Source organism: Paeniglutamicibacter sp. ORCA_105, from assembly GCF_045798545.1.
In the GTDB taxonomy this organism is placed as follows: domain Bacteria; phylum Actinomycetota; class Actinomycetes; order Actinomycetales; family Micrococcaceae; genus Paeniglutamicibacter; species Paeniglutamicibacter sulfureus.
Genome location: NZ_JBIXLM010000033.1, coordinates 22,262 through 48,233, shown reverse-complemented (window position 1 = coordinate 48,233; position 25,972 = coordinate 22,262). Strand labels below are relative to the sequence as shown.

The following is a 25,972-nucleotide window of genomic DNA, read 5'->3' as shown; positions in this document are numbered from 1 at the left end:
CCCCCCCCCCCCACACCTGTTCCTGCATCGTGCGCTTTAGCGTGAACGCTGGCGCAGACGCTGGATGTCCAGGATCACGACGGCGCGTGCCTCAAGACGCAGCCAACCGCGCTGCACGAACTCGGCCAGGGCCTTGTTCACGGTTTCGCGCGAGGCGCCCACCAGCTGCGCCAGTTCTTCCTGCGTCAGCTCGTGTGCAACCAGGATGCCGTCGGTGGCCGGACGACCGAAGCGGTCGGCCAAGTCCAGCAGTGCCTTGGCGACACGGCCCGGAACATCCGAGAAGACCAAGTCGGCCAAGGACTCGTTCGTGCGGCGCAGGCGCGAAGCCAGGGCCTGCAGCAACTGGACCGAAACCTCCGGGCTGGTCAGGATGACCTTGCGCAGGTTTTCGTGGCGAAGGCCGGCCAGACGCGTCTCGGAGACGGCGGTAGCGGTGGCGTTGCGCGGGCTTGGGTCGAACAAGGCCATTTCGCCGAACAATTCGCCCGGGCCGAGAACGGCAATGAGGTTTTCACGACCGTCCGTGGAAGTGCGCCCCAGCTTGATCTTGCCCGAAACGATGAAGTAGAGCTGGTCGCCCTGGTCGCCCTCGCGGAAGACCGAGGCGCCACGGGACAGATCCACTTCAGATAGTTCTTCAGTCAGTGCAGAGAACACCTCGTCGCTCAATGAAGCGAAGAGTGGTGCTCGGCGCAGTACCTCGATGTCCATAAAATCTCCTGTCAACTGTCGTTAGCGCTCACCTAATTGTGCCGTACGGTTGGCCCATGTGACAGCTTCCACACGCCAAATCAGGCTAAATGTGGTTAGAATCGCGGGCTTCACACAGGCGGCCGGTCTAGACTCGTGGCAACGAATAGTGTTTTGGGCCCCATTTTGGGTCGGGCAACACGGTATGAGGGGCAGGAGTCCACACTGAATGTTGGGATTGACATGGCTGGACCTGCTGCTCATCATCTCCTTGATCAGCTTTTTGGCCTCTGGCCTGCGTAAAGGCTTCTTTGTCACGCTCGGGGCGATCGTTGGTTTCCTCGCCGGTGGAATAGCCGCGTTCTACGGAATCCCCCTCGTATCGACGTGGGTGACGAACCCGGGATGGCGAATCTTCTGGATCGTTGCCGCCGGGTTGATTTTCATCTTGATTGGCCAGGGAATCGGGATGGCCATCGGGTCCCGAATCCGCTTATGGCTGAACTTCCCGGTGCTGAAGACCTTTGACAGGTTGCTTGGCGGCGTTGCCAACACCGTCATGGCCGCCCTGGTGATCTCCGCAATCGCACTATCGGCAGCGACGATGGGCGTGCCCTGGGTTTCCCAGCAAGTGGCAGACTCACGGGTGCTGTCCACGATCCAGGCCTGGACGCCGAAGCCGATCACCAATTTTGTCACCGAGGCCCGCGCCCAGGTCATGGGCCAGACGCTTCCGGAGCTTTTTGAGCCTTTTGCACCGAAGGTCGCCATCGACGTTCCCGAGGCGGAGGACCTTGGCAGTGGCGTCGAGGCGGCCGAGGGATCGGTCGTCAAGATCATTGGCACCGCCTACGCCTGCGGCGTGAACCAGTCCGGTTCCGGCTTTGTCTATGCATCGGACCGGGTGATGACCAACGCGCACGTGGTTGCCGGGATCACCGAGCCGTCCGTGACCACTCAGGATGGGCAAGTGCTCTCGGGAAGCGTCGTGTACTTCGACTCCGTTGCCGACATAGCTGTCCTGGAGGTGCCAGGACTTGGCTTGAAGCCGCTGGAGCGCGGTGAGGACCTGGAGCGCGGTGACACCGCGGCATTCCTGGGCTACCCCGGGGGCGGGTCGTTCCGCGCCATGGGAGCCGTGGTCGAGTCCCTGAGCACCGTCTCGATCCAGAACATCTACGGCGCCGAACCGACGCCGCTGCGCATCTACCAGCTGGCCGCCAAGGTCGAGCAGGGCAACTCCGGCGGACCGGTGCTCGATTCCCAGGGCCGCGTGGTGGGCATGGTCTTCGCCAAGGCCAAGGGCGCCGCAGACGTCGGCTACGCACTGGCCCTTGAAGAGCTCGACGCGGCACTGGAGAAGTCCGAAGGATCCAGGGAAGCGGTTCCCACGGGCGCCTGCTCGCCGCACTAAGCGCACGGGCCAGCTGCTGCCGCCACTTGGCTTAGAGCCAATCGAGCTGTGCCCCATGCTGCCCGGTGCGGGCCAGGGGAACCCTGTCCAGTGCCAGCGTGAAGTGGTTGCCCTCGGAGCTCTCCCTGGTCTGGTTCGATCCATCCATAAAGAACGCCTCGTTGGAAATCCAGCGGCAGCCCAGAGTGGCGATGGTTTCTGCAAAGCGGGTCCGCCGGGGCTCGTCCAGGTAGGCCAGCACCGCCGAGTGCATGACCACCGGCACTGCATGTTTCGGCGCCGCCTCGACCAGCTCGACAATGCGTTCGTTCAGGTCCCCGGACAGGATCAGCGGCGGTCCCGCGACCCCTTGCAGTTCACCCGACGTGAGCGTGGCCAAGGTGGCCAGGGCGGCATCCAGCTGCTCGAGGCGTGCTTCCTGCCCGGGCCAGACCAGGGCCCGGAGCCACGCCACGGTGTCAGGATCGGTGCCGTCCAACGGGTTCAGGTCGACCCCTGCCCGCCAGGCGATGTCGGGCAGGGCCCGGGGGATCGGCGGATTGCCGGTGGTGGTGCAGCGCAGCAACGGGGAACCGGTGCCGAGCCGCGGCGCTCCGTCGTAGGAGTAGGAGTAGAGATCCGGCAGCAGGCACAGGCCCGCGGATGGGCCCACCTCAATCAACGCCAGGGGGCGTTTCTCCTGCTCCTCCACCATCGCCAGGGCCGGCAGCAGCGTGGCGCAGCGCCCGGCCTCGTTGGTCTGCGTGGCGCGGCCCATGATGATCCGGCGGACCTTCGGCCAATGACTGCCGAGGTAGCTCTCCAGGACTGGAAACGGTTCGTCGGGGCACCCGTGGAAGCGCGCAGCGGCAAAGACGAGGTTGGGCTGGCGCTTGGGCGCGGGCAGCTCCGCGATGAGTTCCAGCAGTGCCTTGCTGCCGGCGACCCCTCCGGCCCACTGCCCGTACAGCTCGCTGTGCCCGGTGAACCAGTGCCGGGCGTAGTCGAGGTACAGCTCCGCGGCGCCCTGCGTTGGTTCGGTGCCCATCAGCCCGCCTCCGAGGTGTCATGTCCCGGCAGGTCTGCTGAAACGGTGCCGCCTGCCAGCCGGTGCGATTCGAGCAGGAGCTCCTCGAGCTCCGCAAGGTCGATGCGTTCGAGCCTGACCAGCAGCAGCATTGGCGAGCGCTCATGGTGCGGTGTCCAGAAGTAGGTGCCGGGGTCCATGGCCGCCAGGGCCTCGCGCTCGCCGGTTTTCACGGTGAGCACACCGTCTTCCCATATGCGGGCCATCAGGGTTTTGGCGAACCACGCCGGACGTTGCCAGCTGGGTCTTTCGACGACCCCTGGAAGGGCCAGGCACAGCCTGCGGACGTCGTCTTCGGTGCTCATGGCCCCACGATACCGATCCGGCGCGCCGGGGAACTACTTCCCGGCGAGGTGGATGAGTTGCTGGACACCCAGGACGTACCCGTTGACGCCCGCGCCCACAATGATGGAGGCCGCCACCGGGGAAATGTAGGAATGGTGGCGGAAGGCCTCGCGGCGGTGCACATTGGAGATGTGGACCTCGATCACCGGCAGCTGGACGCCGGAAATCGCGTCGGCCAGGGCCACGGAGGTGTGGGTGAACGCGCCGGGGTTGAACACGATGCCCGCCACGGCGCCCCTGGCCGCATGGATCGCGTCGATGAGCACGCCCTCGTGGTTTGACTGCAGGAACTCGATCTCGTAGCCCGACTTCCCGGCGGCGGCACGGCAGAGCTCCTCGACATCGCTCAGGGTCTCGTGGCCGTAGATCTCCGGCTCCCGGGTGCCCAGGAGATTGAGGTTGGGGCCGTTGAGGACCAGGATGCGCGGCGTGTTGTTTTCACTCATGAGTCCACTTTAGGCAGTCTGCGTGGTTCGGGCCGTGGCGGCAAGCCGTTCTTGCGTTAAATGACGGGAGGGGGGAGGGGCCGAAGCCCTTCCCCCCTCCCGCCGGTGCAGGTGCTACTTGCGCATCGATTCGGCGATCTGCGTCATCACGGTGTTGTCCGCCAGCGTGGTGGCGTCCCCGACCTCGCGGCCCTCGGCGACGTCCTTGAGCAGGCGGCGCATGATCTTCCCCGAGCGGGTCTTGGGCAGCTCGGGGACCACCAGGATGTGGCGCGGCTTGGCGATCGGGCCGATGTCCTTGCCGACGTGGTTGCGCAGCGTGGCCACCACGTCCTCGCCTTCCTCCGGCTCGATCTGCAGGATCACGAACGCGACCACGGCCTCGCCGGTGGTCTCGTCCTTCGCACCGACCACGGCGGCCTCGGCCACGTACGGGTGGGCGACCAGCGAGGATTCGATCTCGGTGGTGGACAGGCGGTGCCCGGAGACGTTCATGACGTCGTCCACGCGGCCCAGCAGCCAGATGTCGCCGTCCTCGTCCTTCTTGGCACCGTCGCCGGCGAAGTACATGCCCTCGAACCGGGACCAGTAGGTGTCCTTGTACCGCTCCATGTCGCCCCAGATGCCACGCAGCATGCCCGGCCACGGGTCGCGGATGACCAGGAAGCCGCCCTCGCCGTTGCCCACGGAAACGCCCATCTCATCGACCACGTCCACGGTGATGCCGGGAACCGGGGTCTGCGCGGAGCCCGGCTTGGTGGCGGTGACGCCCGGGAGCGGGGCGATCATGTGCGCGCCGGTTTCGGTCTGCCACCAGGTGTCGACGATCGGGGTCGGGTGATCCTTGCGTTCCCCGTTTTTCCCGTTGTTGGTGCCGATGACGTCGCGGTACCACATCCACGCCTCGGGGTTGATGGGTTCGCCCACCGAGCCGAGCACGCGCAGGGACGAGAGATCGTAGGAATCCGGGATCTGCCGGCCCCACTTCATGAAGGTGCGGATGGCGGTGGGGGCCGTGTACAGGATGGTGACCCCGTACTTTTCAATGATCTCCCACCAGCGGCCCTGGTGCGGGGAATCCGGGGTGCCCTCGTACATGACCTGGGTGGCGCCGTTGATCAGCGGGGCGTAGGTGACGTAGGAGTGGCCCGTGACCCAGCCGATGTCGGCGGTGCACCAGAACACGTCGGACTCGGGGTGCAGGTCGAAGGTGTCGCGGTGGGTGGCGGCGGCCTGGGTGAGGTAGCCGCCGGTGGTGTGGATGATGCCCTTGGGCTTGCCGGTGGTGCCGGAGGTGTAGAGCACGAAGAGCGGGTGCTCGGCCTCGTGTCCCACGGCGGTGTGCTCGACGGAGGCGGTGTCGACCGTCTCGGACCACCACTTGTCCAGGCCGTCGTTCCATTCGACGTCCTGCCCGTTGCGCTTGACCACCAGCACGTTTTGGACGGTGTGGCCTTCCTTCGCCAGGGCCTCATCGACGGCGGGCTTCAGTGCCGAGGGCTTGCCGCGGCGCCAGGTGCCGTCGGCGGTGACCACGAGCTTGGCCTGCGCGTCGTCGATGCGGCTGCGCAGGGCGTCGGCGGAGAAGCCGCCGAAGACCACCGAGTGGATGGCGCCGATGCGGGCGCAGGCCAGCATGGTGATCACTGCCTCGGGGATCATCGGCAGGTAGACGGCCACGCGGTCGCCCTTGGCCACGCCGAGGGACTCGAAGGCGTTGGCGGCCTGCTTCACTGCGGTGGTGAGTTGTGCGTAGGTGTAGCTGCGGGTGTCGCCCGGCTCGCCCTCGAAATGGATGGCGACGCGGTCGCCCAGGCCGTTTTCGACGTGGCGGTCCAGCGCGTTGTAGGCGGCGTTGACCTTGCCGTCGGCAAACCATCTGGCCACCGGGGCGGCCGACCAGTCGAGGACTTCGGTGAAGTCGGTGTCCCAGGTCAGTGTCTTGCGTGCCTGGTCGGCCCAGTAGCCCAGGCGGTCCGCCGCGGCGGCCTCGGATTGCGCGGACGTGCCAATGGCATTGGCCGCGAACTCCGCGCTCGGAGCGAAGGAGCGGGTTTCATGCGAGAGGTTGTCAAGCGTGGGGGTGTGGGTATCCGACACGGGTTTTGGTCCTTCCGATAACAAACAAATGGATCTTGTGATTCAGGTTACAGCCGCATGGCTCATCGGGGTGTGGCCCGTCACAAGTATGACAGTGGAGGGTGGCGATTGTGCGCTGAACGGCATCCCGATGGCGTTCAGCGGTCCCGGGCGGGCCGTCTTGGAGTGCCGCTTGACCGCAGTCCGGTGCGGCGGGCATCAACCTGCCGCACCGCGCCGGCAGATGCGGGGCTGAAAGGCGACCCGGTGTGCCGTAACACGTCGGTTGTGCCGCTGCGCGGATAGTGTTGTCAGTAGCCTTTGCCTTTCCGGCCAACCCGGACAACGGCCGCCCGAGTCACGGGTGTGCCGCGGGATCACATGCCGGTGCCGGCGCAGGGACAGAACGCAACACATAGCAGAAGCGGGGTCTTCATATGGATAAGGTGCACGCCAAGGCACAGGGTTCGCAACCCGGGCACACGCTCAAGCCGGTCCTCGGGCCGCTGTCGATGCGCGACGCCCTCGTCATTCTCGGCGGGGTGTTGGTGCTCGTGGGGTCGTTGGTCCCGATCCCGTGGAACAGGTCCGTGTCGGTGAACATGTGGATCTTCCCGGGACTGCCCTTCCACCTCTTTGTCTCGCTGCTGCTGCCGCTGGGCATCGCCGCCGGGTTCCTGTGGCGCCGGCTCACCGGCCGCACCCGCGTGCGCGTTGCCTCGCTGAGCCTCGACCAGGCCGGTTCGGTGGTGGCGCTGTTCGCTGCCGCCTACTTCTTCAACTCCTACGTGGCCTCCATGTCCGCGGCCTACCTGATCGGGCTTCTCGGTGCGTTGGCCATGATCGCCGGCACCACTCTTGCCACCTACCTGGGAATCTTCCGCCGCGACTTCGTGTCCGGCGACGACTCGGTGCTCGGTGCCGATGTGCACCCGGTGGCGCAGGCCCCCAAGGAGCCGGCGGAGAAGAAAGCCAAGTCCACCGACGGGCAGGCCGCCAAGTCCACCGACGGGCAGGCCGCCGAGGCGGAATCCGAAGGCTTCGGCGCAAGCAGCGCCGGCGGTGCCGGGACCGCTTCCGCCCGACGACCCGGCACGCCCGCGCCCAACAGGTCCGAAGACCACCGGGAGTCCACCTCGGCTTCCGCACCCGTCGCCGGTGCCATGGCCGGCGCAGGGGCCGCTGCGGCCGCCGCGGGGGTTGCGGCGCCCGCACCCGCTCCCGTGAAGGATTTCCCCGCCCCGGACCAGGAATCGACGCCTGCCGCCACTCAGCGCCGGGGTTCCGAGGCCACTGCCCCAGACACAGCTGGCAAAGACGCCGACACGGCTGAGCCGGCATCGGTGAAGCCGGAGGCACCCCACGCACAGAAGGCGGAAGCCCGCGACGGGCAGCAAGCCCACGGTGCGTCGGAGGATGTCACCCAGGACCAGGCCGATGCCGCGCACCCGCTCACGGAGTGGAAGTCGGTCGCCGAAGCCAAGGCCGGCCACCAGCCCGAGTCCGATTCCGCTGCGGAGACCGGTGCCGGGTCGCGCACCGACGCGCAGGCAGCCTACGCCGGCAGCCTGCCCTCGACCCAGGGCGCGGAATCCCAGGACGCCGCGACGGACTCCGCCGCGGAAGAAACCTTGAAGCCCGAGGTGGCTGGAGCCGCCAGCGGAACCGCGGCGGTGCAGGGTGCCGGACGCAGCGGCAGCAGCGATGCCGATGCCACGTCAGGTCAGGATCCCAAGCCCGCTGCCGCAGACAAGGCCCCCGAGCCCGAGGCACCCGCTGCCACGGGTGCGGACGCCGGGGCGAATCAATCCGCACACCCGTCGACCATGGCCACGCCCCTGACGGGCGCCGACATCAAGGCCACCGCGGCTCTCTCTCGGGCCGACATCGCCGCCCACCAAGCTGCCGTGGAACGCGCCAAGGCCGAGTCCGAGTCCTCCTTCGGGGCCAAGGCCGAGGTCCACGACCACGACGGGGAAGCCGCCAGCTTCTGGTTTGCACTGAACCACCCGCGCCCGGTTTTCCATCCGGCCAACGGCACGATGCTTTCCACGGCGCACCCCGGGACCTGGATCCTGTGCCTGGAGGATCGCGGCAACGAGTACCTCATCAGCCTCGCCGACGGCAGGCAGGCAGTGCTGCGCAACCTGGATGACCTGCAATTCCCGGACAAATAGCCATGCTGAGCGACGAAACCCCGCTGGGGCGCAAGCGCCGGGCGCGGAAGATCAACCGCGTACTGGCGCAGGCCTACCCGTATGCGGTCCCGGAACTGGACTTCACCAACGCCTTCGAGCTGCTGGTGGCAACGGTGCTTTCCGCCCAGACCACCGACGTGCGCGTCAACGCGATCACCCCGGCGCTCTTCGCCGCGTACCCCGATCCGCTGGCGATGAGCCAGGCGGAGCCCGAGGCCCTGCAGGAGCTGATCCGTCCCACCGGGTTCTTCCGCGCCAAGTCCAACTCGCTGCTGGCCCTGTCCACGCGCATCGTCGATGAGTACGACGGGGTGGTTCCCGGGCGGCTCGAGGACCTGGTGACCCTGGCCGGGGTGGGGCGCAAGACCGCCAATGTGGTCCTCGGCAACGCCTTCGGGGTCCCGGGCATCACCGTCGACACGCACTTCATGCGCCTGGCCCGCCGCTTCGGCTGGACCAAGGAGAGCGACCCGGTGAAGATCGAGCACGCGGTCGGCGAGCTCTTCGAGCCGAAGGACTGGACCATGCTCAGCCACCGCGTGGTCTTCCACGGCCGGCGGGTCTGTCACGCCCGCAAGCCCGCCTGCGGCGCCTGCCCGCTGACCACGCTCTGCCCCGCCTACGGCGAGGGCGAGACCGACGAGGCGAAGGCCGCCAAGTTGCTCAAGTACGAGCTGGCTCCGGGGCGCGAGGAACTGTTGGAGCGGATGCGCGCCGGGGCCACGCGCCGCGAGCTGCGCGCCGAGGGGTATGGTCTGGAAGCATGAGCGTACGCGAGGAATTGCTGGCCATGATCGACGCCAAGGCGCACCTTTCCGGCCGCGGCCCGGAACTGGCGACCAAGATGCCCGAAAGCTGGGTATTCAACGCGCTGGATCCGGCCAGCGCACGGCACGCGGCGGTGCTGATCCTCTTCGGCCGGCTTGACGACGTGCCGGCTGCCACCGGTGTGAAGTCGGTCCCCGACGACCTTGACGTGCTCTTCGTGACGCGCGCCGACACGCTGCGCAAGCACGCCGGCCAGGTCGCCTTTCCCGGCGGCAAGGTGGACCCGGAGGACGAGGACGCCGTCGCCGCGGCCCTGCGCGAGGCCCGCGAGGAGACCGGACTGGATCCGGCGGGCGTGGAGATCCTCGGGGTGCTGCCCGATGCGGAGCTGCCCATCACCAACTTCGTCGTCACCCCGGTCATCGGCTGGTGGCACCAGACCTCGGAGGTGTTCGTGGTGGACATGGCGGAATCTTCCGCCGTCTTCCGCGCCCCGGTCGCCGACCTGCTGGACCCCGCCAACCGGGTCTCGGCCGTCGTGGAGCGCGACGGGCAGCGCTTTTGCGCCCCTGCCTTCGACGTGGCCGGCGGCTTCATCTGGGGCTTCACCGGCATCCTGCTGGACCGGATCTTCAACGACCTGGGCTGGACGCTGCCCTGGGACGCGGAGCGCGAGGTGTCGGTGGCCGTCGGCGACCGGCGCAACCCCTAGCGACTGCCCCGCACCGGGACCTCTGCGCTACTTGGCCTGGTCGTAGGAGTCGACGATGACCGCGGTGACCGGGAAATCCACTGGGATCTGCCCGAAGAGCAGCTCCGAGGCCGCCCTGGCCGAGGCATGCACCAGTTGCACCACGGTGTCCGCCTGCTCGGCCGGGACATGGAGCATGATCTCATCGTGCAGGAAGAACACCAGCTCGCCTGTCTCGATGCCCGCCGTCCTGCCGGCGTTCAGGCGCTTGCGCAACTCGCCCATCCAGCACAGCGCCCACTCGGCGGCGGTGCCCTGGACGATGAAGTTGCGCGTGAAGCGCCCGCGGGAACGCCCTTCCGTCTCCACCGCGCGCTGCTCGGACTCCGATGAGGCCCGCGACTTGGCCTGGCGCCAGGCAGCCGGCACCTCGGGGGTGCCCCGGCCCAGGTAGGTGGCCACCGGCGCCCCTGCCTCTCCTTGCGCGGCCGCCCACTCCACCAGGCCCACGGCGCGCGGGTAGGTGGCCTTGAGCTTGGGCATCAGCCGTCCCGATTCCCCCGTGGTCGCCCCGTACATCGCCCCGAGCATTGCGATCTTCGCGTGCGCGCGGTCACCGCCGAACCCGGCATCGGCGATGCCCTGGTACAAGTCCTGTCCCCGGGCGGCGGTGGCCAGCGCGTCGTCCCGGGAAAGCGCTGCCAGGATGCGCGGCTCCAGCTGCGCGGCATCGGCCACCACCAGCACCTTGCCCGCATCGGCGCGCACGGCCGAACGGACCTGGTGCGGGATCTGCAGCGCCCCGCCGCCGTGGGAGGCCCATCGCCCGGTGACCACCCCGCCGACGATGTATTCGGGGCGGAAGCGTCCGCCGGAAACCCAGCGGTCCACCCAGGCGTAGCCGTTGGCGGTGGCCAGCCGCGCGATCTTCTTGTAGGCCAGCAGCGGCTCGATCACCGGGTGCTTGATCTCCGTCAGCTCCCAGGCACGGGTGTTGGCCACCGCGATGCCGGCCCGGTTCATGGCCTTGAGCAGTTCGGCGGGCGAATCCGGGTTCAGCCCCGGGGCATCGAGCAGGGCGCGCAGCTGCGCGGCCAGTTCCTCCATGCGTGGCGGGCGCACCCCGGCCGGAACACGCTCGCCCAGCGCCTCGGCCAGCAGCCGGTGGTGCTCCGCCACGTCCCAGGGCACCCCCGCATGGGTCATCTCGGCGCCGATGAGTGCCCCTGCCGACTCGGCCGCCAGCAGCAACCCCAGCCGGGCCCCGCGTTCCGTCTCGGGAACCGCGGCGCGCTGGGCCCGGAACTCCTCCAGCACGTTCTCCAGCGCCCCTGCCTGGTCCTTGGGTTCGGAAAACAGCTCTCCCTGGTTCTCCGGGACCCGGGCCGGGGGCAGCAGGTGCGCGGGGGCAGCGGTGGAGGGATCGGCCAGGGCACGGACGGAATCGATGTAGCCGCCCTGCTCCGCGTAGGGCGCGTTGCGCAGGATGGCGCGGACCAGGCCCAGGTCGTGGACCCGCTCGATCCGCACCCCGGCGGCGAGTAATTCCGGGTACCAGTCGTGCACCGAGTCAAAGACCCAGCGCGGCCTGCGCGAGGCCTCCAGCTCCGCCACCACGGAGGGCAGGGAATTGCCGTACACCTGCACCGGGGGCATCAGGGCGGTGCCCGCGGCATCGACGAGCTGCACCACGGCGGTGGCCGAACCGGCTTCGGACTCGGGCTGGGAGATGGAGTGGGTGGCCACTACCGCAAATTGCTGCACGCTCCATTCTCGCAGTTTCCCCACCCGCCCCGGTCCCCGCGTCTTCTCCTGCTTGACCTCCGCTCTTGACCTCCGCTCTTGCCCTGCGGTCTTGCCCGCGGCGCGGGCTTTCCCGCTTTCCCGCACACCTGGGATCCGGCCCGGTGGCTGGTTGTCTTCCGCCGGCACCGAAGGGGCTTCACCCCGGCACCGGGCGGGCACACGCTGGAAGGCATGAACGACGAGATGCGATTTGTGGCCCGGCTGCCCGGTGCCGGCCAGCGAACCCTGCAGCTTCCGGCACTGCGGGCAGCCCAGGCGCGGCAAAATGAGCGGGAGCGGGAGCGGGAACCTGAACGCGTCCCCGCTCGGGAAGCGGAGCAGGAATTGGACGGGACTCCGGAACCGGCCGATGCGCCGCGCACGCATCCCGTGGAGGTTCCCGGGATGCGTGCGGGATCCAGGCCGGCGGAATTGGCCAGGTGCATCCTGCTCAGCCGCGACGTGGAGCTCGCCCAGGCGCTGGCCTCGGTTGCCGTGGGTGCCGGGGTCCAGCTGCTGCCCTGCCGGGAGGTGGAACAGGCAGCCGCCTACCGCGACGAGGTGATCCTGGTGGGGCAGGACGCCGTGGGGGAGATCGGCTCCCGGCTGGCGGCCTCCACGCTGATCCTCGTCGGGACCGAGGAACACCAGGACGTGCTCTGGCGCGCTGCCGCCACCAGCCCCGGCGCCCGCGTCGCGGTGCTTCCTGCGGCCGCGGCCTGGCTCGGGGAATACCTGGGCGAGCTGGGGCTGCACTCCGGGCGCGCCCGCATCACCCTCGTCGCCGGTGCCGGCGGAGGGGCGGGGACCAGCACCTTCGCCTCCCTGCTGGCTGCCACCGCGACACTGGAGGGATCACGCACGCTGTTGCTCGATGCCGACCCGCATTCGGCAGGGCTGTGGCCGATTCTCAAGCCCCGGGAACCGGACGGGCTGGGCTGGGAGGACCTGGAAAGCTCGCGGGGCCAGCTCTCCCCGGGCCAACTGGCCGAGATCCTGCCGCTGGCCCAGGGCACCGCGGTGCTGTCCTGGGTGCGGAATCCCGGGAGCTTCGTGCCCTCCGAGGCACTGTTGGCCGAAGTGCTGGCAGCTTCCCGGCGGATCTACGACCACATCGTGATCGATGCCGGGCATGTCACCGGGGTCCCGGCGTCCGTGGCTGGGCTGGCCAACACCCGATTGCTGCTGCTCGCGGCCCGGTCCTCCAACGCGGCGGCCGGCACCGGGCGGCGGCTGGCCGATCGCCTGGGGGAGCGTGCGGGGGACTGGAACCTGGTCCTCACCGGCAAGCTCGCCTCCGGGACCGACACCCGCGCGCTGGCGCAACGGGCCGGCATGGGGCTCGGCGGATACTTCGCACCCAGCCGGGCCATCGCACGCGGCGCCGCGGACGGATCGCTGATGAACGTGTTGGTCCGCCGCTCGCTGCGGCGCACCGTGGCCATGTTGGGCCGGGGACCTGCACCCGAAGCGGGGCAGGCGGCATGAAGGCGAACTCGCCCGGAACAACCGGCGGGCCGGCCGCCGGTGGCGAACGCCGCGGACGCAGGCGCTGGGAAGCCGGCTCCCCGGCCCCTGCCCAGGGTGCTGCCGCGCCCGACCGGGTGCTGGAGGAGGTCAGGCTGCGGGCCATGGGACAGGGAGGCGGCCTGAGCGAAGTGGACCTGGCATCGGCGGTGCGGGCCTCGGGACGCGTCATGGGCGCGGCGAGCAGCACCGAGATGCTGCGCAACCTGAGCGACGACATCCACGGGCTGGGCATCCTTGAACGCATGGCCCAGGTTCCCGGGACCACCGACATCCTCATCGACGCCAACGGCCGGGTCTGGGTGGACGGCAGCGCCGGGCTCCATGCCTCCGACCTCGGCTTCACCGAGCCCGGGCAGATCCGCGCCCTGGCCGTGCGCCTTGCAGCGGCCGGGGGACGGCGGCTGGACGACGCCCAGCCCTTCGTCGACGTCTCCCTGGGCAACTATCGCATCCACGCGGTGCTGCCCCCGATCTCCACCGGCGGGCCGCTGCTGTCCATCCGCATCAAGGGCAACCGGAACCAGCGGCTGGAGACGCTGGTTGCGGACCCCGGTTGGCTCGCGGCGCTGGGGGCCATCGTGGCGGCGAAACTGAATTTCCTGGTCTCCGGCGGCACGGGGGCGGGCAAGACCACGCTGCTGTCTGCCATGCTCGCCCGGGTGCCCGGCGACGAGCGGATCCTCGTGGTCGAGGACTCCCAGGAACTAGCCCCGGCGCACCCGCACCTGGTGGGCCTGCAAAGCCGCGGCGGGAACGTCGAGGGGGCAGGGGAAATCGGGATGGACACCCTGGTGCGCCAGGCACTGCGCATGCGCCCCGACCGGCTGGTGGTCGGCGAATGCCGGGGAGCGGAGGTGCGCGAGTTTCTCGGCGCCATGAACACCGGCCACGAGGGGGCCGCAGGCACCGTACACGCAAACAGCGTTACCGCCGTGCCGGCACGGCTTGCCGCCATGGGGGCACTGGCGAACATGGACTCTGCCGCCACCGCGCTGCAGGCAGCCAGTGCCCTGGACGTGCTCATCCACGTCTGGCGGGATCCTGCCACCGGCGCCCGCGGACCCGTGCAGCTGGGCAGGGTGGTGCTCACCGACGCCGGGAACCTGGCGGTGCGCATGATCCGGGAAACCGGGACGGGGAACTGCGACGCCGAGGCCGTGGACTGGTTCAGGACCCGACTGCAGGCAGCGGGGGAGTCCAGCCCATGGTGACGCTCGCCTGTGCCGTGCTGCTGCTGGGAGCCGCGACCTGGCTGTGGCCGGCCCCCGGACATCGCCGCTGCGGGCCGATCGGCGCTTCCGCCCGCTTTGAACGAAGGCGTCGGCAGCGGGCCAACCTCGCCACCGACGCCGAGGACTATGCCAAACTCGTCCGCCAGCTCGCTGCCATGCTGCGCGCCGGCACCAGCTCCGCCTCCGCCTTCGGGCTGCTGCAAACCATCTGGGCCGCGGACTCCACCCGGACCGCCACCGACATCCACGCCGGCTGCACCCGGGCCCTGGCCCAATGGCACACCGGCGGGACCCTTCAGGACGGACTGGCGGCCCACGCGGCGGCATACCCCGGCCGCGGACGGCTCTGGACGCGCCTGGCCTGGTGCTTTGCCATCAGCGAGGAATCGGGGGCGGCGCTCGCCGAGCTGCTTGACACCCTGGCCGAGGAAGCGGAGACCGCCGCTGACATGCACCGCGCCCTCGAGGCGGCTCTCGCCGGACCGCGGGCCACTAGCCGGCTGCTGACCTACCTGCCCGGGATCGGGCTGGGGCTGGGCCAACTGCTCGGCATCAACCCGCTGTCGGTGCTAACGACGCATTCGGTGGGCCGGGTGGCGCTGGTCTGTGGTGTGGCACTGTGGCTGGGCAACCGGATCTGGTGCGCACGGATGCTGCGCGCCATCACCAACAAGGTGCCCTCGTGATCGGGTCCCTGGCCGCGGTGCTCCTGGCCGGGGCAGCGGTGTGGATGGCGATTTCAGCACCCGGCGGTTTCCGTGTCCCGGGCAGTGGCGGCAAGGCCGCCACTGCCCGGGGCCGGCCGTCGCCCCTGGCCGAACCCGTGCCGCTGGTGCTTGAAATGTGTGCCACGCTGCTGGAATCGGGGCTACCGGTCCGGGCCGTGCTGCGGATCATCGGCGCAAACGTCCCGGGGTACGGGTCCCTGTTGCGCGTCTCGCGCGCGATGGACCTGAACGTCGGATGGGACAGGGCTTGGAGTCAGGGCACCGGACCGGCCGGGGAACTTGAGCAGACGCTGCGCTTCACCCAGCTTTCCGGCGCGCCGGCGGCCGCCCTCCTGCGTTCATCCGCAGCCGCCGCGCGCAAGCGTGCCGTCAGGGAAGCTGAGGCACGGGGAGCGGAATTCGGCATCAAGCTGGTAATCCCGCTGGGGGTGTGCGCACTGCCGGCCTTCATTGCCCTGGGCGTGGTGCCCGTCGTGATTTCCCTGATGCCGCACTTCTAACGGCATGTGCTTCCCCGCACCCGTCCGGACCTGTCCGGGTGCCGAGACCCGGCCGCGGTTATCCCCAGCAGGTGCCCGGCCCGTCCCCGGGCCGCCAGCCAAGGAACAGACTCTAATCGGGAGCCGCCCACCGCCCGCCATCAGGGCCACCGGCCAGCCCCATCCCCTTCCAGGAGCAACCGATCAACAAGCACAAGCAAAGGACAAGACCATGGACAACAACAACAACGCCCCGGGCCACATCGACCTGCACGATCGCATCGAGCCGTCCACCGGCCTGCTGAACGACGAGGAAGGCAGCACCACCGCTGAATTCGCCATCGTCACGCTGGCCGCGGTGGCCTTCGCCGGCCTGCTGGTGAGCATTCTCTCCAGCGGCGACGTTCGCGGACTGCTGATGGGCCTGATTCGCCAGGCCCTGTCCTTCTAGGGAAAAGGGAGCAGGCGACATGGCCAGGCAATCAGAGACCGGCAGCAGCACAGCCGAAGTGGCAGTGCTGCTGCCCGCCGTGGCCATCTTGCTGGCCGTGGTCGCGGGGGCAGGAGCCGTGGGAGGCGAACAGGTGCGCATCCAGCAGGCCGCCAGTGCCGCGGCCAGGGAACTGGCTCGCGGTTCCGACTCCGGGACGGCCACGGGCACCGCGCACCGCATTGCCGGTGGCCAAATCAGCGTGAGCTGTGGCCAAGCCGGCGAATACGGCCATGTCGTGGTTCGGTCCGGGGTTCATTTGCCACTGCTTGGCGAGGTCGAACTCCGTGCCGAGGCCAGCGCGCGCACGGAGCAGCAGTGATGAGCCAGGCGACGAACCAAGCGCAACGCGGCAGCGGAACCGTTCTCATGCTGTCCGTGGTGTGCGTGGCCGCGCTCGGGCTGGTGGTGGTGCTGATGTTCACCGCGGTGGCCCAAGCCGGGGCCAAGGCGGGCACAGCGGCCGATCTGGCGGCCTTGGCCGCAGCGGACGCCGCCCGCCGCCTGCTTCCGGGTGACCCGTGCGGGGTCGCCGCCAGCACAGCCGCTGCCAATGCGGCCACCCTGACCAGCTGCAACCGTCAGGGAAAGGGTGGGGAAGTGGTGACGGTGGAAGTCCACGTGTCGGTCTCGCCGGTGGGCTGGTTGCCGCCGGTGACCCGCGCCACTTCGGTGGCACGGGCGGGACCGCCGCCGCAACCCTGGCGCGGTCCCTGACCCCGCGTCGGTGAAACCCTGCGGGCGGTACGGGCCTATCCTTTCAAGACTGGCCCGGCCGCCCGTTGGGCTTCCTGCAGGAGGGCCGTGAGCAGGCGCACGGCACCTGCCTTGTCGAGTGGGTTGTTCTTGTTGCCGCACTTGGGGGATTGGACGCACGAGGGGCACCCGGTGGCGCATTCGCAGGCGGCGATCGCGTCGCGGGTGGCGCCGATCCAGGTGCGCGCCTTGTCGAATCCGCGCTCGGCGAATCCGGCGCCGCCGGGGTGCCCGTCGTACACGAAAATCGTTGGCATGCCGGTGTCCATGTGCAGCGCCGTTGACACGCCGCCGATGTCCCACCTGTCGCTGGATGCCACCAGTGGGAGCAACCCGATGGCGGCATGTTCGGCCGCATGAAGCGAGCCGGGGAATTCCTCAGGGCTGATCCCGGCCGCCAACAGCCTTTTCTCCGGGATGGTGAACCACACCGACTTGGTGTGCAGGTCCCGCGCCTCCAATTCAAGTGGTTCCTCGGAGAGGATTTCGTTGCTCATGACCGACTTGCGTTGGAAGGAAACCACCTGGGTGGTTACCACCACGTCGCCGAAGTTCGCGGTGATTGGGCCCCACGCCTCGGAACGGTCGGTCTCGATGACCTCGACCGTGGTGATGTCCCGGGCCTGGGTGTAGAAGTCCGGGTTGGCGCGGGTGACCATGACGCAATGGTCGGTTTCGTTGAGTTCGTCAACCACATAGGTGGCACCCTGGTGCACGTAGATGGCACCGTTGTGCGCCTGGTAGTGGGTCTGAGGCGAGTCCATGGTTCCCAACAGGGCGCCGGTGTCCGACTCGATGATGCTCACCGGCCCGCCGCCATCGGCGCGCAGATTCACCATGGAAGCTGCATGTTCCGGGTGCGTCCAGAACCAGCCGGCGGGGCGACGGCGTAGGAAGCCGCGCTGCACCAGGGATTCGAGCAGGCCCTGCGCGGAGGGCCCGAAAGCGGCAAGGTCCTCGACCCGCAGCGGGAGTTCCTCTGCTGCGGCGCACAGATGTCCGGATAGGACATAGGGATTCTCCGGGTCGAAGACCGTGGCTTCCACACCGGCCTCGAAAATGGCTTCGGGGTGGTTGACCAAATATGTGTCCAGGGGGTCGTCGCTGGCCACCAGGACAGCAAGCGAATCCTGCCCGGCGCGTCCGGCCCGGCCGATCTGTTGGAAGAACGAGGCCCTGGTCCCTGGCCAGCCAGCCACCAGCACTGCGTCGAGCCCCGCGACGTCGATGCCCAGTTCGAGGGCGGATGTCGAGGCAACGCCGAGCAGGGTCCCGTTGCGGAGCGCTTTTTCGAGCTCCCTGCGCTCGGCGGGCAGGTACCCGGAACGGTAGGCGGCCACCCGATCGGGAAGGGAAGGATGGACCTGGTCCACCATGGAGCGGGTAATGGTGGCAATGGTTTCCGCGCCACGTCGGGACTTGATGAACGCCAGCGTCCGCACCTGGGAACAGACAAGGTTGGCCAGCAAGTTTGAGGTTTCGGCAATCACCGTGCGGCGAGTTGGTGCTCCGTTTTCCCCATGTAGCTCGGTCAGGGGCGGCTCCCATAGGGCAATGGTGACCGAGCCCTTGGGGGAGAAGTCGTTGGTGACCTCCCTGGCAGGGGCGCCGATGAGCCGGGAGAAGGACTCGGCCGGATCCGCGCTGGTTGCGGAGGCACCGATGAACACTGGGTCGGCCCCGTAGTGCGCGCAGATCCTGCGCAGTCGGCGCAGCAAGTTTGCGATGTTGGAACCGAAGACACCCCGATAGGAATGTGCCTCGTCGATGATGACGAATTTGAGCCGGCGCAACACCCGTGCCCACCAGGTGTGGTTGGGAAGGATTCCGAAGTGCAGCATGTCGGGGTTGGAGAGTATGAAGTTCGAGTGGTCACGGATCCAGCGACGGGCCGATATTTCGGTGTCTCCGTCATAACCGGCGGCCCGCACCGTGGGCAGCCGGTAGCCCTCGATGGCCGTGAGCTGGTCGGCGGCCAGGGCCTTCGTGGGTGCAAGATAGAGCACGGTGGCATCGTTCGGCACCAGGCTGGCCTGGTTTTCCAAGGACGAGGTGTGGATCGCATTGAGGGCGGGAAGCTGGTAGGCCAACGATTTGCCCGAGGCGGTGCCGGTCGCAACGATGGTGTGATGGCCTTCTTGGGCGAGGGTTGCGGCCTGTACCTGGTGCAGCCATGGGGATGACACGCCGGTGCGTTCAAAGGCGGTCCTGACGTCCGGGTGTACCCACTCCGGCCATGGGCCGGGCAATGCCTCCCTGGCCTCGATGATCCGGGAATGGAGCAGTGCCTGGGGTGTTGGCCCGTGGCCGAGCTGGGCAATCTGTTCCGAGTAAGCGTTCACTGATTCATTGTGGCATCGCTGGGAAGCTCCGGCAGCCAGGCCACAAAAAAGTGGTGGGCCTCGCATCAGCGAGACCCACCACTTCAAGGCACCCGAGCAGGTTAGGCTTCGTGGGTTCCTTCAAAGAGTACGACGTTGCCCAGATCGGTCCAACCGAGGGACTTGTAGAGCTGCTGCCCGTCGATGCTGGCGATCAGCAGACCCTCCTCGACATCGTGCTCCAGCGCCAGGGAGACCAATGCGCGCATCGTCAGGCTGCCCAGGCCGCGACGGCGGAAATCCGGTGCCGTGATGATGCGGTCAAAGATCGCGTAGCCGTTCACGGCCGACACGTGGCCGCTGGCGGCCACCACCTCGGGGTCTTCGTCAGGGTGGATGGAGACGTAGGCGTGGGCCTGGTCGCGTTCGATCTGGAAGGAGAAGCCGTCGTAGGGACGGGGCTCCTCGACATCGTGGCCGCCCATTTCCGTGACCATCAGGACCTCATCGGCATTGAGTACCTTGAGTCCGGCCGCCCGGGCAGCGTCAACCAGTGTGGTGGTCTCGTTGGCGAACGCAGTCAGCCGACGCTTGGGGTGCTTGTGCAGCGTCTCGGCAACGGCCACCAATTCCTCATTGGATGGCTCGAAAATGACGTACTCCCAGTCGCCCGAGGTGTCGTGGCGCAGGGCGGCATGGACGCGGCCCTCGTGCCTGCTCTCGTAGCCTCGTGCACCAGCCCAGCCCGTAACCCATGTGCCGATTAATTCATCGCTTGCAGAAGATCCCATATTCAGACCCTACCCCGTGAACTGCCTACATGCCGTGCATTTAGGCGAACTGTTGCAACCTTGAAACACAGCGTTCACCCGGTGATGGTTGCCACTTCACGTGCGCCACGTGGATTCTAGGCCATACCCTTAATAGCGTGTCGCAGAACCGAATTGTCTTGTATTACGCCTTTACCCCGCTAGCCGATCCCGAGGCCGTGCGCCTTTGGCAGCGAGCCCTGCTTGAGAGGTGGGGCCTGCGCGGCCGCATCATCATTTCGAGCCACGGCATCAATGGAACTGTCGGCGGTGAGATCAAGAACGTCAAGGCCTACGTCAAGGCCACCCGGGAGTATCCGGCTTTCAAGAAAATGGACATCAAGTGGTCGGAGGGCTCGGCTGAGGACTTCCCCCGGATTTCCGTAAAGGTCCGCGACGAAGTGGTTTCCTTTGGTGCCCCGGGCGAATTGGAAGTCGACGAAAACGGTGTGGTGGGCGGCGGAATCCACCTGAAGCCCGAGGCCCTGCACGAACTCGTTGAAACCAAGAAGGCCGCGGGCCAGGACGTGCTGTTCTTTGACGGACGCAACGCCTTTGAAGCACAGATCGGCAAGTTCAAGAACGCCATTGTGCCCGACGTCGAAACGACCCATGACTTCATTGCCGAGATCGAATCGGGCAAGTACGACGACATGAAGGACCAGCCGATCGTCACCTATTGCACCGGCGGCATCCGCTGTGAGGTGCTGTCCTCGCTCATGGTCAAGCGCGGCTTCACGGAGGTTTACCAGATGCAGGGAGGCATCGTGCGCTACGGGGAGACCTACGGCGACAAGGGCCTGTGGGAAGGATCACTGTACGTGTTCGACAAGCGAATGCACATGGAGTTCAGTGAGGACGCCGTGACCATTGGGCAGTGCGTGGGCTGTTCGGCCCCCACGAACAAATTCGAGAACTGCTCCAACTTGTCCTGCCGCAACCTACGGCTGTTCTGCGCCGACTGCGCTGCCGACGAGGAGCTGCGCCAGTGTCCGGAATGTGTCGCGGAAGCCAAGGACCGCATCGAGGTGTAGTAAACGGTTTGTGAATTACGGGATCACCCGGGGAAAGGGGTCCCGAACTCCTCGAAACCTCATGGGGCGGCTCGCTTCCAGCCAGTGCTGGGAGGGTCGTCCTTTTTCCTGCCCGAATCCCGGCTCTCGATCCTGCTGAAATCGGCTCCGTCGATTGGCCACAACACAGGGAACCGGATCCTAGAACAGTGGCGGGGTGGGGCTGTTGCTTCGCCAGTAGTTGTTGCGCCGGGGCTTCTGTTCGGGGTCCATGAACTTGGGCAGGATGACGCTGAAGAGGCCGTCGGTGTCGCGGACGACTGTCATGAGTCCGGTGTGGAAGCCGTGATGGGCCGAGGTGCATCCCGGGGCGCCCGAATTGACCTCAGTCTTCCCGCCCATGGCGAATGGTTGGAAATGGTGGATTTCACAATGCTCCGGAGGCACGGTGCAGCCCGGGACGATGCAACCGCCGTAGATGCCGAGGATGATTTCGCGCATGTAGTCGGGGAAGAAGCGTTGCTCCTGCCCGAGGTCCAGGATCTGGCTGTCACCGCCCATGACCGCGGGGATGGCTCCGCCGTTGCATAGGGCCTGGCGCAATTCCGCGGGGGAAAGTTGTTGGCCAGTGTGGGTGAGGCCGTGGGTGTCGGCCAAGCCTTGGAATTCGGCAAGGGTTGCAATGATGAGGGTCTTGGGTGAGGGCAGGCCTGTGGTTTTCTTCCCGTTGCTCGGTTTGCCGGCGGCCTTGATGAGGTTCATCAGGCCTTGAAGATGTCGTTGGGGCGGCGTCAGTCCGTCGGTTCCGAGGGACGTCGAGTTCATGGTGACCGGATCACCGGCCCCCATCCCGTTTCCGTTGGTTCGGGTGGCTCCATCTGTGTTGCCGGAGAACAGGTTGTTCGGGTTGATGTCGAGGGAGTCCAAGGAAAGGGAGTTGACGATCGCCTGGTCGGTCAATGGCTGGCCGGTGGCGGCGTCGACGAGAAAGTCCGGGAAGCTCGCACCGGCACCGGCGCGACCGTTCGTCGACTGGTCGGTGGATTCACTGGAAGCGCCGCCATGTCCGATGGCGTCTTCTGCCGTGGCGGGGGCTGCGCCCAGGGCCGTTTCTGTGGCGAGGGCTTGTTGGAGCAGCCCGTCGCGGTCCCCGGCCTTGGTCCGGGGATTGTCGGTTTGTGCGCAGAGGGCCAGAAGGGTAGCGGTGTCGGCCGGGAGGGTACGGAGCAGGAATTCGCCGATGCCGCTGGTGGTGCCACGGTAGAAGAGCCCGACCTTGGTGCGCAGGATTTCCGCGGGGACGTCTTTGATGCCGTGTTCGAGGGTGGTCTGGATGCCGGCGAGAAGCTTGGCGGTGGTGCGGGGTTCCTCGCGGCGGACGGATTCGGCGACCTGTGCCTCCAGCTGCGCGGACAGCACGGCAGGGTCTGGATGCTGGTTGATTTGGGGTGTGAGTTTTTCGAGCCTGCGGGCGGCGGCGCCGATTTCCTTCGGGTCGGCGGTGCCGTTGGCGAAGTCTTCAGCCAAGAGCGGGAAGCGGGGTGGCTGCTCAATGCCGTGGATGTCGGTGCCCGGCAGCAGGAGGTCGATGGTGTTGACCCGCTCGCGGGCCTGGAAATATCCCACGTTCAGGGTCCCGGCGAGCAGTTCGGCGGTGTCCCGGAAGACAAGGCGTCCGGTGGGTACGGTGGCCGGGTCCGCCGGCAATTCCAGGGTGCCGTCGGTGTATGCTGCCGGGTCGCGGTGGATGGCGGCGATTGCGTCGAAAGTGGCCTCGGGCAGTTCGTGGGCCAGGGTGCGCCGGGCGGTGTCGGCGGCCATCAGTTGCGCGTGTGCGGCTGCGCGGTGCCCGTCCTCGGCGGCGTGGGCGAAGAGCACCGCGGCGGTGGGGGAGGTGGTGCTGGCGGCAACGCGTCGGGACAGGTCCCGGATGATGCGCTGGGCCTCCAGCAGGGCGCGCAGCTCATCGACCGGGGCCAAGGAGTGCCCCGGATTGCCACGGGTGCCCGTGGCCAGTGCGATGAACCGGTCGGTGTCCATGTCCACCAGCATGCACCCCGCGGGCGATTGGCGGGCGCGGGATTCGGAAACTGTGGACAACCACGCAGCAGGGACGAAGGTGTGGCGCTGCCCCGCTGGCGCGCGGCCTAAGAGGCCAGTGATTCCCCTGGCCACAGCCCGGCCGCCCCGTCGCCGGGCTCGACCAGCTCGGTTTCCGTGTGGAAGATCCGCAGCCCGCGGGCTTCGTAGTTGGCCAGGGCGGCCGGTCCATCCAGCGAACAGGTGTGCACCCAGACCCGGCTCACCGGCGGGAAGCCCCCGACCCGGGAGTCGAGGTCCCAGGCCCGCGATATCCCCTCCGTCAACAGGGCCCCGCCCAGTCCCCGTCCGATGCACTGCGGGAACAGGCCGAAGTACATGATCTCGACCTCGGTGCCGGAATCCTCGATCCGTCCGCTCAATTCGACGTATCCGCCGGGTGCCCCGTCGACGTAAAGCACGTGGGTCTCGGATCCCGGGGTGCGAAGAAGCGACTCCCAGGCGCTGCGGGTGAGGGAAAGCCTGTCAGCCCAATTCCAGCCGCTGCCCACGCTCTGGTACAGGAACTTGCTGAACTCCGGGGTGATCTCCGCGACCCGCTCGATCCGGGCATCGGCCGGCAGGGCACGGGACGAGGGGCGAAGCTCCCCGGCGGAGAGCTGCTGCAGGTGTGTGGTGGTGATCTCGATCATGGATTCCATCATAAGCAGGACGGAGCCCCGTTTTTCCCGGATCGCTAGACTGTGGAGCGTGACTTCCACCGAAAACTTTTCCCAGGTTCCCGATGCGCCGCGCAGCGACGACGTCCGTCTTCTTGAACAACTCGCCGGGGACCTGCGGCGGGCGGAATACGCGCACGAAGCCATCACGGAGTTCCTGGGGGACAGCGCCCACGAGGCGCTCATGCGCGACCAGCTCATCCCCGCACTGCGCCGCATCGCGGCCCAGCCCGAGCCAACGGCGCTGGGAACCATCCTCGGGATGTTCATGCTGGGCACCGATGTCGGGGACGACGAGGTCGCCGCCGCTTTCCCCGCCACCGGGATCGAGGGGTTGCGCGCGCTGGGCCTGATCGAGGATGCCGACGGCAGCCGGAACCGCCGGGCCCGGATCGACCTGCGTCCGCACGCCTCGGATGCCGACGCGGAGATCTGGGTGGCCAGCGACCTGGGTGCCCACCAACGGCCCGGCGTGCTGCGCCACGACCACGTGCTGGGCATCGGGCAGGCCTCCCTGACACTCGCCCAGACCACGGTCCGCCCGCAAGTCGACACCGCCCTGGACCTGGGCACCGGCTGCGGCATCCAGGCCTTCCACCTGCTCTCCCACGCACGCCGCGTCGTCGCCACCGACATCTCGGCCCGCGCGCTGGGTTTCACGCGCTTCAACCTGCTGCTTAACCACCAGGCCCTGGACATCGACCCCGGGGACCTTTCGGCCCGTGTGGACCTGCGCCTGGGTTCCCTGCTCGAACCGGTGGCGGGGGAGCACTTTGACCTGGTGGTTTCCAACCCGCCCTTCGTCATCACCCCGCGCACCGCCGGCCAGGACGATTCCGAGCGCTTCACCTACCGCGACGGCGGGATGCCGGGGGATTCCCTGGTGGCCACCCTCGTGCGCACCCTGCCCGGGGTCCTGAAGCCCGGGGGCTGCGCGCAGATGCTGGCCAACTGGGAAATCACCGCCGCGGAGAACCCCGAGGAGGAACCCGAATGGAGCGCCGGGCCGCGCTCCTGGCTCACCGGCGACACCGAGGCATGGTTCATCCAGCGCGAGGTCGTGAGCCCCACCGGGTACGCCGAGACCTGGCTGCGCGATGCCTCGCAGGGGCGGGACCCGGAGGCCTTCGCCGCGCAGTACGGTGCCTACCTCGACGACTTCGCCTCCCGCAACGTCGCCGCCATCGGCTTCGGCATGGTGTGGCTGCGGCGCCCGGCAGCGGAGCACCCGGGCATCGGCAGGCTCTTCGAATCGATCAGCTACCCCATCGAACAGCCCATCGGCCCGTACCTTGCTCGGGACATCGCCGTGGCCGACGAGCTGGATTCCCGGGAGGCGGGCCAGCTGCACCTGGTGGTGGCCGAGGATGTCACCGAGGAACGGCACCAGCGCCCGGGCGCGGAGCACCCCGGGGTGATCTTGTTACGGCAAGGAGCCGGTTTGCGGCGAACCGAAATTCTGGACACCGCGCTCGCCGGGTTCGTCTCCGCCTGCGACGGCGATTTGAGCGTATCGTCCCTAGTCGGTGCCCTCGAATCGCTGGTGGGAGGCGACGATCCGGACTTTTCCACCCGGCTTCATGAGGGGGTTGTCAGGCTTATTAAGCGTGGCTTCCTTTTGGAGATGCGAAACAACCGCTAAAGTTTTTTCATATGAGCCAGAACACTTCCCCGGGACCCAGCGCCAAGAGCGCTGGCCTGTCGCCGATGCCCGTCACCTCGGTGTCGATCAGCGACCCGCAAGCCATTCGCGCGCTCGCCCACGAGGCGCGCCTGACGGTCCTCGAGGAACTCTTCGCCTCGCAGTCCACGCGCACGGCCACCGAGCTCGCCACGCGCTGTGAACTGACGCCCAGCGCGATGAGCTACCACCTGCGCGCCCTGGAAAAGTACGGCTACGTGGTCCGCGCCGCCAGCGAGGGCGACGGGCGCGAGCGCCGGTGGAAGGCCGCCGGCGGACAGCTCGTCCTGGGCTCGCTCTCGGATTCGACCAGCGCGAAAAATGCCTACCTCAACGTCCAGCTCAACGCCTTCCGCGATCGGCTCTCGGCGGAAATCGCGCGCCGTGACAAAGAACGCAAGGCAGGCAAGGAACCGGAACCCGACAGGGCTCCGGTGCTGACCACGGGCGTGGTGTTCCTCTCCGAGGTCCAGCGCAAGGAATTCATCGCCAAGGTCTACGGACTGCTCTATGAATACGAGGCCCTGGCCGAACCCGAGCAACGCGGCGTCGACGGCGATCGGCTTTACTACATGCTTTCCTTCCTGCCCGAAATCCGCGGCGAGCAAGGCCCCTGAGGCCCCTCAGCGGGTAGCGCAAAACGGCGTCTTGGACTCGCTGCTTGCCTCGGCGCGTAAAAATACGGCTAA

The 25,972-nt window shown here is 67.8% G+C and carries 24 protein-coding genes; 14 read left to right on the top strand and 10 right to left on the bottom strand.

The genetic code is table 11. From position 1 onward, the window contains the following. Window positions 1-36: 36 nt before the first annotated feature. The gene (locus ACIPUB_RS15265) at window positions 37-714 is read right to left on the bottom strand and encodes a Crp/Fnr family transcriptional regulator (protein ID WP_217390218.1); all 678 of its coding nucleotides are present in this window, start codon (window positions 712-714) and stop codon (window positions 37-39) included. Window positions 715-922: 208 nt separating this feature from the next. Between ACIPUB_RS15265 and ACIPUB_RS15260 the strand changes: the two genes are divergently transcribed. Next, entirely contained in the window at window positions 923-2,107 is a 1,185-nt protein-coding gene (locus ACIPUB_RS15260; RefSeq protein ID WP_407608138.1) for a MarP family serine protease, read from the top strand. Window positions 2,108-2,138: 31 nt separating this feature from the next. Here the strand turns inward: ACIPUB_RS15260 and ACIPUB_RS15255 are convergent, their stop codons facing one another. The 4 genes from ACIPUB_RS15255 to acs form a co-directional block, all read right to left on the bottom strand. Further along, window positions 2,139-3,134 (bottom strand): DUF2332 domain-containing protein, encoded by a 996-nt coding sequence (locus ACIPUB_RS15255; RefSeq protein ID WP_407608137.1) that lies wholly within the window; start codon window positions 3,132-3,134, stop codon window positions 2,139-2,141. Next, window positions 3,134-3,478, bottom strand: a complete 345-nt coding sequence (locus ACIPUB_RS15250) for an MmcQ/YjbR family DNA-binding protein (protein WP_407608136.1) — start codon at window positions 3,476-3,478, stop codon at window positions 3,134-3,136. Before ACIPUB_RS15250 ends, ACIPUB_RS15255 begins: the two co-directional genes overlap by 1 nt. Before the next feature lie 33 nt (window positions 3,479-3,511). Beyond that, window positions 3,512-3,964: a type II 3-dehydroquinate dehydratase gene (gene aroQ / locus ACIPUB_RS15245; RefSeq protein ID WP_407608135.1), complete on the bottom strand. Its 453-nt coding sequence runs from the start codon at window positions 3,962-3,964 to the stop codon at window positions 3,512-3,514. Window positions 3,965-4,078: 114 nt separating this feature from the next. Further along, a complete protein-coding gene (acs, locus tag ACIPUB_RS15240; RefSeq protein WP_407608134.1) occupies window positions 4,079-6,064 on the bottom strand; it encodes an acetate--CoA ligase in 1,986 nt (661 codons plus the stop codon). A 416-nt stretch (window positions 6,065-6,480) separates the two neighbouring features. On the opposite strand from acs, the gene ACIPUB_RS15235 reads away from it, so the two are divergent. Genes ACIPUB_RS15235 through ACIPUB_RS15225 form a run of 3 tightly spaced genes read left to right on the top strand, consistent with a single transcriptional unit; the run spans window position 6,481 to window position 9,721 of the window. Continuing rightward, the gene (locus ACIPUB_RS15235) at window positions 6,481-8,220 is read left to right on the top strand and encodes a hypothetical protein (RefSeq protein ID WP_407608133.1); all 1,740 of its coding nucleotides are present in this window, start codon (window positions 6,481-6,483) and stop codon (window positions 8,218-8,220) included. 2 nt (window positions 8,221-8,222) lie between these two features. Continuing rightward, a complete protein-coding gene (gene nth / locus ACIPUB_RS15230) occupies window positions 8,223-9,008 on the top strand; it encodes an endonuclease III (protein ID WP_407608132.1) in 786 nt (261 codons plus the stop codon). Then, window positions 9,005-9,721 (top strand): NUDIX hydrolase, encoded by a 717-nt coding sequence (locus ACIPUB_RS15225; RefSeq protein WP_407608131.1) that lies wholly within the window; start codon window positions 9,005-9,007, stop codon window positions 9,719-9,721. The genes nth and ACIPUB_RS15225 overlap by 4 nt, the downstream gene beginning before the upstream one ends. A gap of 27 nt (window positions 9,722-9,748) precedes the next feature. Here the strand turns inward: ACIPUB_RS15225 and ACIPUB_RS15220 are convergent, their stop codons facing one another. Next, on the bottom strand, window positions 9,749-11,464 hold the full coding sequence (locus ACIPUB_RS15220; protein WP_407608130.1) for a bifunctional 3'-5' exonuclease/DNA polymerase: 1,716 nt from the start codon (window positions 11,462-11,464) through the stop codon (window positions 9,749-9,751). A gap of 213 nt (window positions 11,465-11,677) precedes the next feature. On the opposite strand from ACIPUB_RS15220, the gene ACIPUB_RS15215 reads away from it, so the two are divergent. The 7 genes from ACIPUB_RS15215 to ACIPUB_RS15185 all read left to right on the top strand — a co-directional run bounded on the left by ACIPUB_RS15215 (window position 11,678) and on the right by ACIPUB_RS15185 (window position 16,661). After that, window positions 11,678-12,973: a hypothetical protein gene (locus tag ACIPUB_RS15215; protein ID WP_407608129.1), complete on the top strand. Its 1,296-nt coding sequence runs from the start codon at window positions 11,678-11,680 to the stop codon at window positions 12,971-12,973. Continuing rightward, window positions 12,970-14,226, top strand: a complete 1,257-nt coding sequence (locus ACIPUB_RS15210; RefSeq protein ID WP_407608128.1) for a TadA family conjugal transfer-associated ATPase — start codon at window positions 12,970-12,972, stop codon at window positions 14,224-14,226. Before ACIPUB_RS15215 ends, ACIPUB_RS15210 begins: the two co-directional genes overlap by 4 nt. Further along, window positions 14,220-14,933: a type II secretion system F family protein gene (locus ACIPUB_RS15205; protein ID WP_407608127.1), complete on the top strand. Its 714-nt coding sequence runs from the start codon at window positions 14,220-14,222 to the stop codon at window positions 14,931-14,933. The genes ACIPUB_RS15210 and ACIPUB_RS15205 overlap by 7 nt, the downstream gene beginning before the upstream one ends. After that, window positions 14,930-15,475 (top strand): hypothetical protein, encoded by a 546-nt coding sequence (locus ACIPUB_RS15200; RefSeq protein WP_407608126.1) that lies wholly within the window; start codon window positions 14,930-14,932, stop codon window positions 15,473-15,475. The genes ACIPUB_RS15205 and ACIPUB_RS15200 overlap by 4 nt, the downstream gene beginning before the upstream one ends. Before the next feature lie 211 nt (window positions 15,476-15,686). Continuing rightward, entirely contained in the window at window positions 15,687-15,905 is a 219-nt protein-coding gene (locus ACIPUB_RS15195; protein ID WP_407608125.1) for a DUF4244 domain-containing protein, read from the top strand. A 19-nt stretch (window positions 15,906-15,924) separates the two neighbouring features. After that, window positions 15,925-16,266, top strand: a complete 342-nt coding sequence (locus ACIPUB_RS15190; RefSeq protein ID WP_407608124.1) for a TadE family type IV pilus minor pilin — start codon at window positions 15,925-15,927, stop codon at window positions 16,264-16,266. After that, a complete protein-coding gene (locus ACIPUB_RS15185) occupies window positions 16,266-16,661 on the top strand; it encodes an Rv3654c family TadE-like protein (RefSeq protein ID WP_407608123.1) in 396 nt (131 codons plus the stop codon). The genes ACIPUB_RS15190 and ACIPUB_RS15185 overlap by 1 nt, the downstream gene beginning before the upstream one ends. A 35-nt stretch (window positions 16,662-16,696) precedes the next feature. On the opposite strand, the gene ACIPUB_RS15180 is transcribed toward ACIPUB_RS15185, so the two are convergent. Together ACIPUB_RS15180 and ACIPUB_RS15175 are read right to left on the bottom strand one after the other, a co-directional pair. After that, a complete protein-coding gene (locus tag ACIPUB_RS15180) occupies window positions 16,697-19,042 on the bottom strand; it encodes a DEAD/DEAH box helicase (RefSeq protein ID WP_407608122.1) in 2,346 nt (781 codons plus the stop codon). A gap of 101 nt (window positions 19,043-19,143) precedes the next feature. Further along, window positions 19,144-19,812 carry a GNAT family N-acetyltransferase gene (locus ACIPUB_RS15175; protein ID WP_407608121.1) on the bottom strand — a complete coding sequence of 223 codons (669 nt, stop codon included), beginning with the start codon at window positions 19,810-19,812 and terminating at the stop codon, window positions 19,144-19,146. A 137-nt stretch (window positions 19,813-19,949) separates the two neighbouring features. On the opposite strand from ACIPUB_RS15175, the gene ACIPUB_RS15170 reads away from it, so the two are divergent. After that, window positions 19,950-20,864, top strand: coding sequence for a rhodanese-related sulfurtransferase (locus ACIPUB_RS15170; RefSeq protein ID WP_407608120.1), 915 nt, complete (start codon window positions 19,950-19,952; stop codon window positions 20,862-20,864). 180 nt (window positions 20,865-21,044) lie between these two features. Here the strand turns inward: ACIPUB_RS15170 and ACIPUB_RS15165 are convergent, their stop codons facing one another. Then, window positions 21,045-22,883 (bottom strand): HNH endonuclease signature motif containing protein, encoded by a 1,839-nt coding sequence (locus ACIPUB_RS15165; RefSeq protein WP_407608119.1) that lies wholly within the window; start codon window positions 22,881-22,883, stop codon window positions 21,045-21,047. Between the two features lie 107 nt (window positions 22,884-22,990). After that, entirely contained in the window at window positions 22,991-23,575 is a 585-nt protein-coding gene (locus ACIPUB_RS15160) for a GNAT family acetyltransferase (protein ID WP_407608118.1), read from the bottom strand. Here ACIPUB_RS15160 and ACIPUB_RS15155 point away from each other — a divergent pair. Next, window positions 23,574-25,244, top strand: coding sequence for a methyltransferase (locus ACIPUB_RS15155; protein WP_407608117.1), 1,671 nt, complete (start codon window positions 23,574-23,576; stop codon window positions 25,242-25,244). The genes ACIPUB_RS15160 and ACIPUB_RS15155 overlap by 2 nt on opposite strands. 11 nt (window positions 25,245-25,255) lie before the next feature. Then, entirely contained in the window at window positions 25,256-25,900 is a 645-nt protein-coding gene (locus tag ACIPUB_RS15150; protein ID WP_407608116.1) for an ArsR/SmtB family transcription factor, read from the top strand. Window positions 25,901-25,972: the final 72 nt, after the last annotated feature.

Coding starts and splice junctions, on each gene's coding strand:
- ACIPUB_RS15265 (WP_217390218.1), bottom strand. CDS start 714: ATGGACATCGAGGTACTGCGCCGAGCACCACTCTTCGCTTCATTGAGC.
- ACIPUB_RS15260 (WP_407608138.1), top strand. CDS start 923: ATGTTGGGATTGACATGGCTGGACCTGCTGCTCATCATCTCCTTGATC.
- ACIPUB_RS15255 (WP_407608137.1), bottom strand. CDS start 3,134: ATGGGCACCGAACCAACGCAGGGCGCCGCGGAGCTGTACCTCGACTAC.
- ACIPUB_RS15250 (WP_407608136.1), bottom strand. CDS start 3,478: ATGAGCACCGAAGACGACGTCCGCAGGCTGTGCCTGGCCCTTCCAGGG.
- aroQ (WP_407608135.1), bottom strand. CDS start 3,964: ATGAGTGAAAACAACACGCCGCGCATCCTGGTCCTCAACGGCCCCAAC.
- ACIPUB_RS15235 (WP_407608133.1), top strand. CDS start 6,481: ATGGATAAGGTGCACGCCAAGGCACAGGGTTCGCAACCCGGGCACACG.
- nth (WP_407608132.1), top strand. CDS start 8,223: ATGCTGAGCGACGAAACCCCGCTGGGGCGCAAGCGCCGGGCGCGGAAG.
- ACIPUB_RS15225 (WP_407608131.1), top strand. CDS start 9,005: ATGAGCGTACGCGAGGAATTGCTGGCCATGATCGACGCCAAGGCGCAC.
- ACIPUB_RS15215 (WP_407608129.1), top strand. CDS start 11,678: ATGAACGACGAGATGCGATTTGTGGCCCGGCTGCCCGGTGCCGGCCAG.
- ACIPUB_RS15210 (WP_407608128.1), top strand. CDS start 12,970: ATGAAGGCGAACTCGCCCGGAACAACCGGCGGGCCGGCCGCCGGTGGC.
- ACIPUB_RS15205 (WP_407608127.1), top strand. CDS start 14,220: ATGGTGACGCTCGCCTGTGCCGTGCTGCTGCTGGGAGCCGCGACCTGG.
- ACIPUB_RS15195 (WP_407608125.1), top strand. CDS start 15,687: ATGGACAACAACAACAACGCCCCGGGCCACATCGACCTGCACGATCGC.
- ACIPUB_RS15190 (WP_407608124.1), top strand. CDS start 15,925: ATGGCCAGGCAATCAGAGACCGGCAGCAGCACAGCCGAAGTGGCAGTG.
- ACIPUB_RS15185 (WP_407608123.1), top strand. CDS start 16,266: ATGAGCCAGGCGACGAACCAAGCGCAACGCGGCAGCGGAACCGTTCTC.
- ACIPUB_RS15175 (WP_407608121.1), bottom strand. CDS start 19,812: ATGGGATCTTCTGCAAGCGATGAATTAATCGGCACATGGGTTACGGGC.
- ACIPUB_RS15165 (WP_407608119.1), bottom strand. CDS start 22,883: ATGGACACCGACCGGTTCATCGCACTGGCCACGGGCACCCGTGGCAAT.
- ACIPUB_RS15155 (WP_407608117.1), top strand. CDS start 23,574: ATGGATTCCATCATAAGCAGGACGGAGCCCCGTTTTTCCCGGATCGCT.
- ACIPUB_RS15160 (WP_407608118.1), bottom strand. CDS start 23,575: ATGATCGAGATCACCACCACACACCTGCAGCAGCTCTCCGCCGGGGAG.
- ACIPUB_RS15150 (WP_407608116.1), top strand. CDS start 25,256: ATGAGCCAGAACACTTCCCCGGGACCCAGCGCCAAGAGCGCTGGCCTG.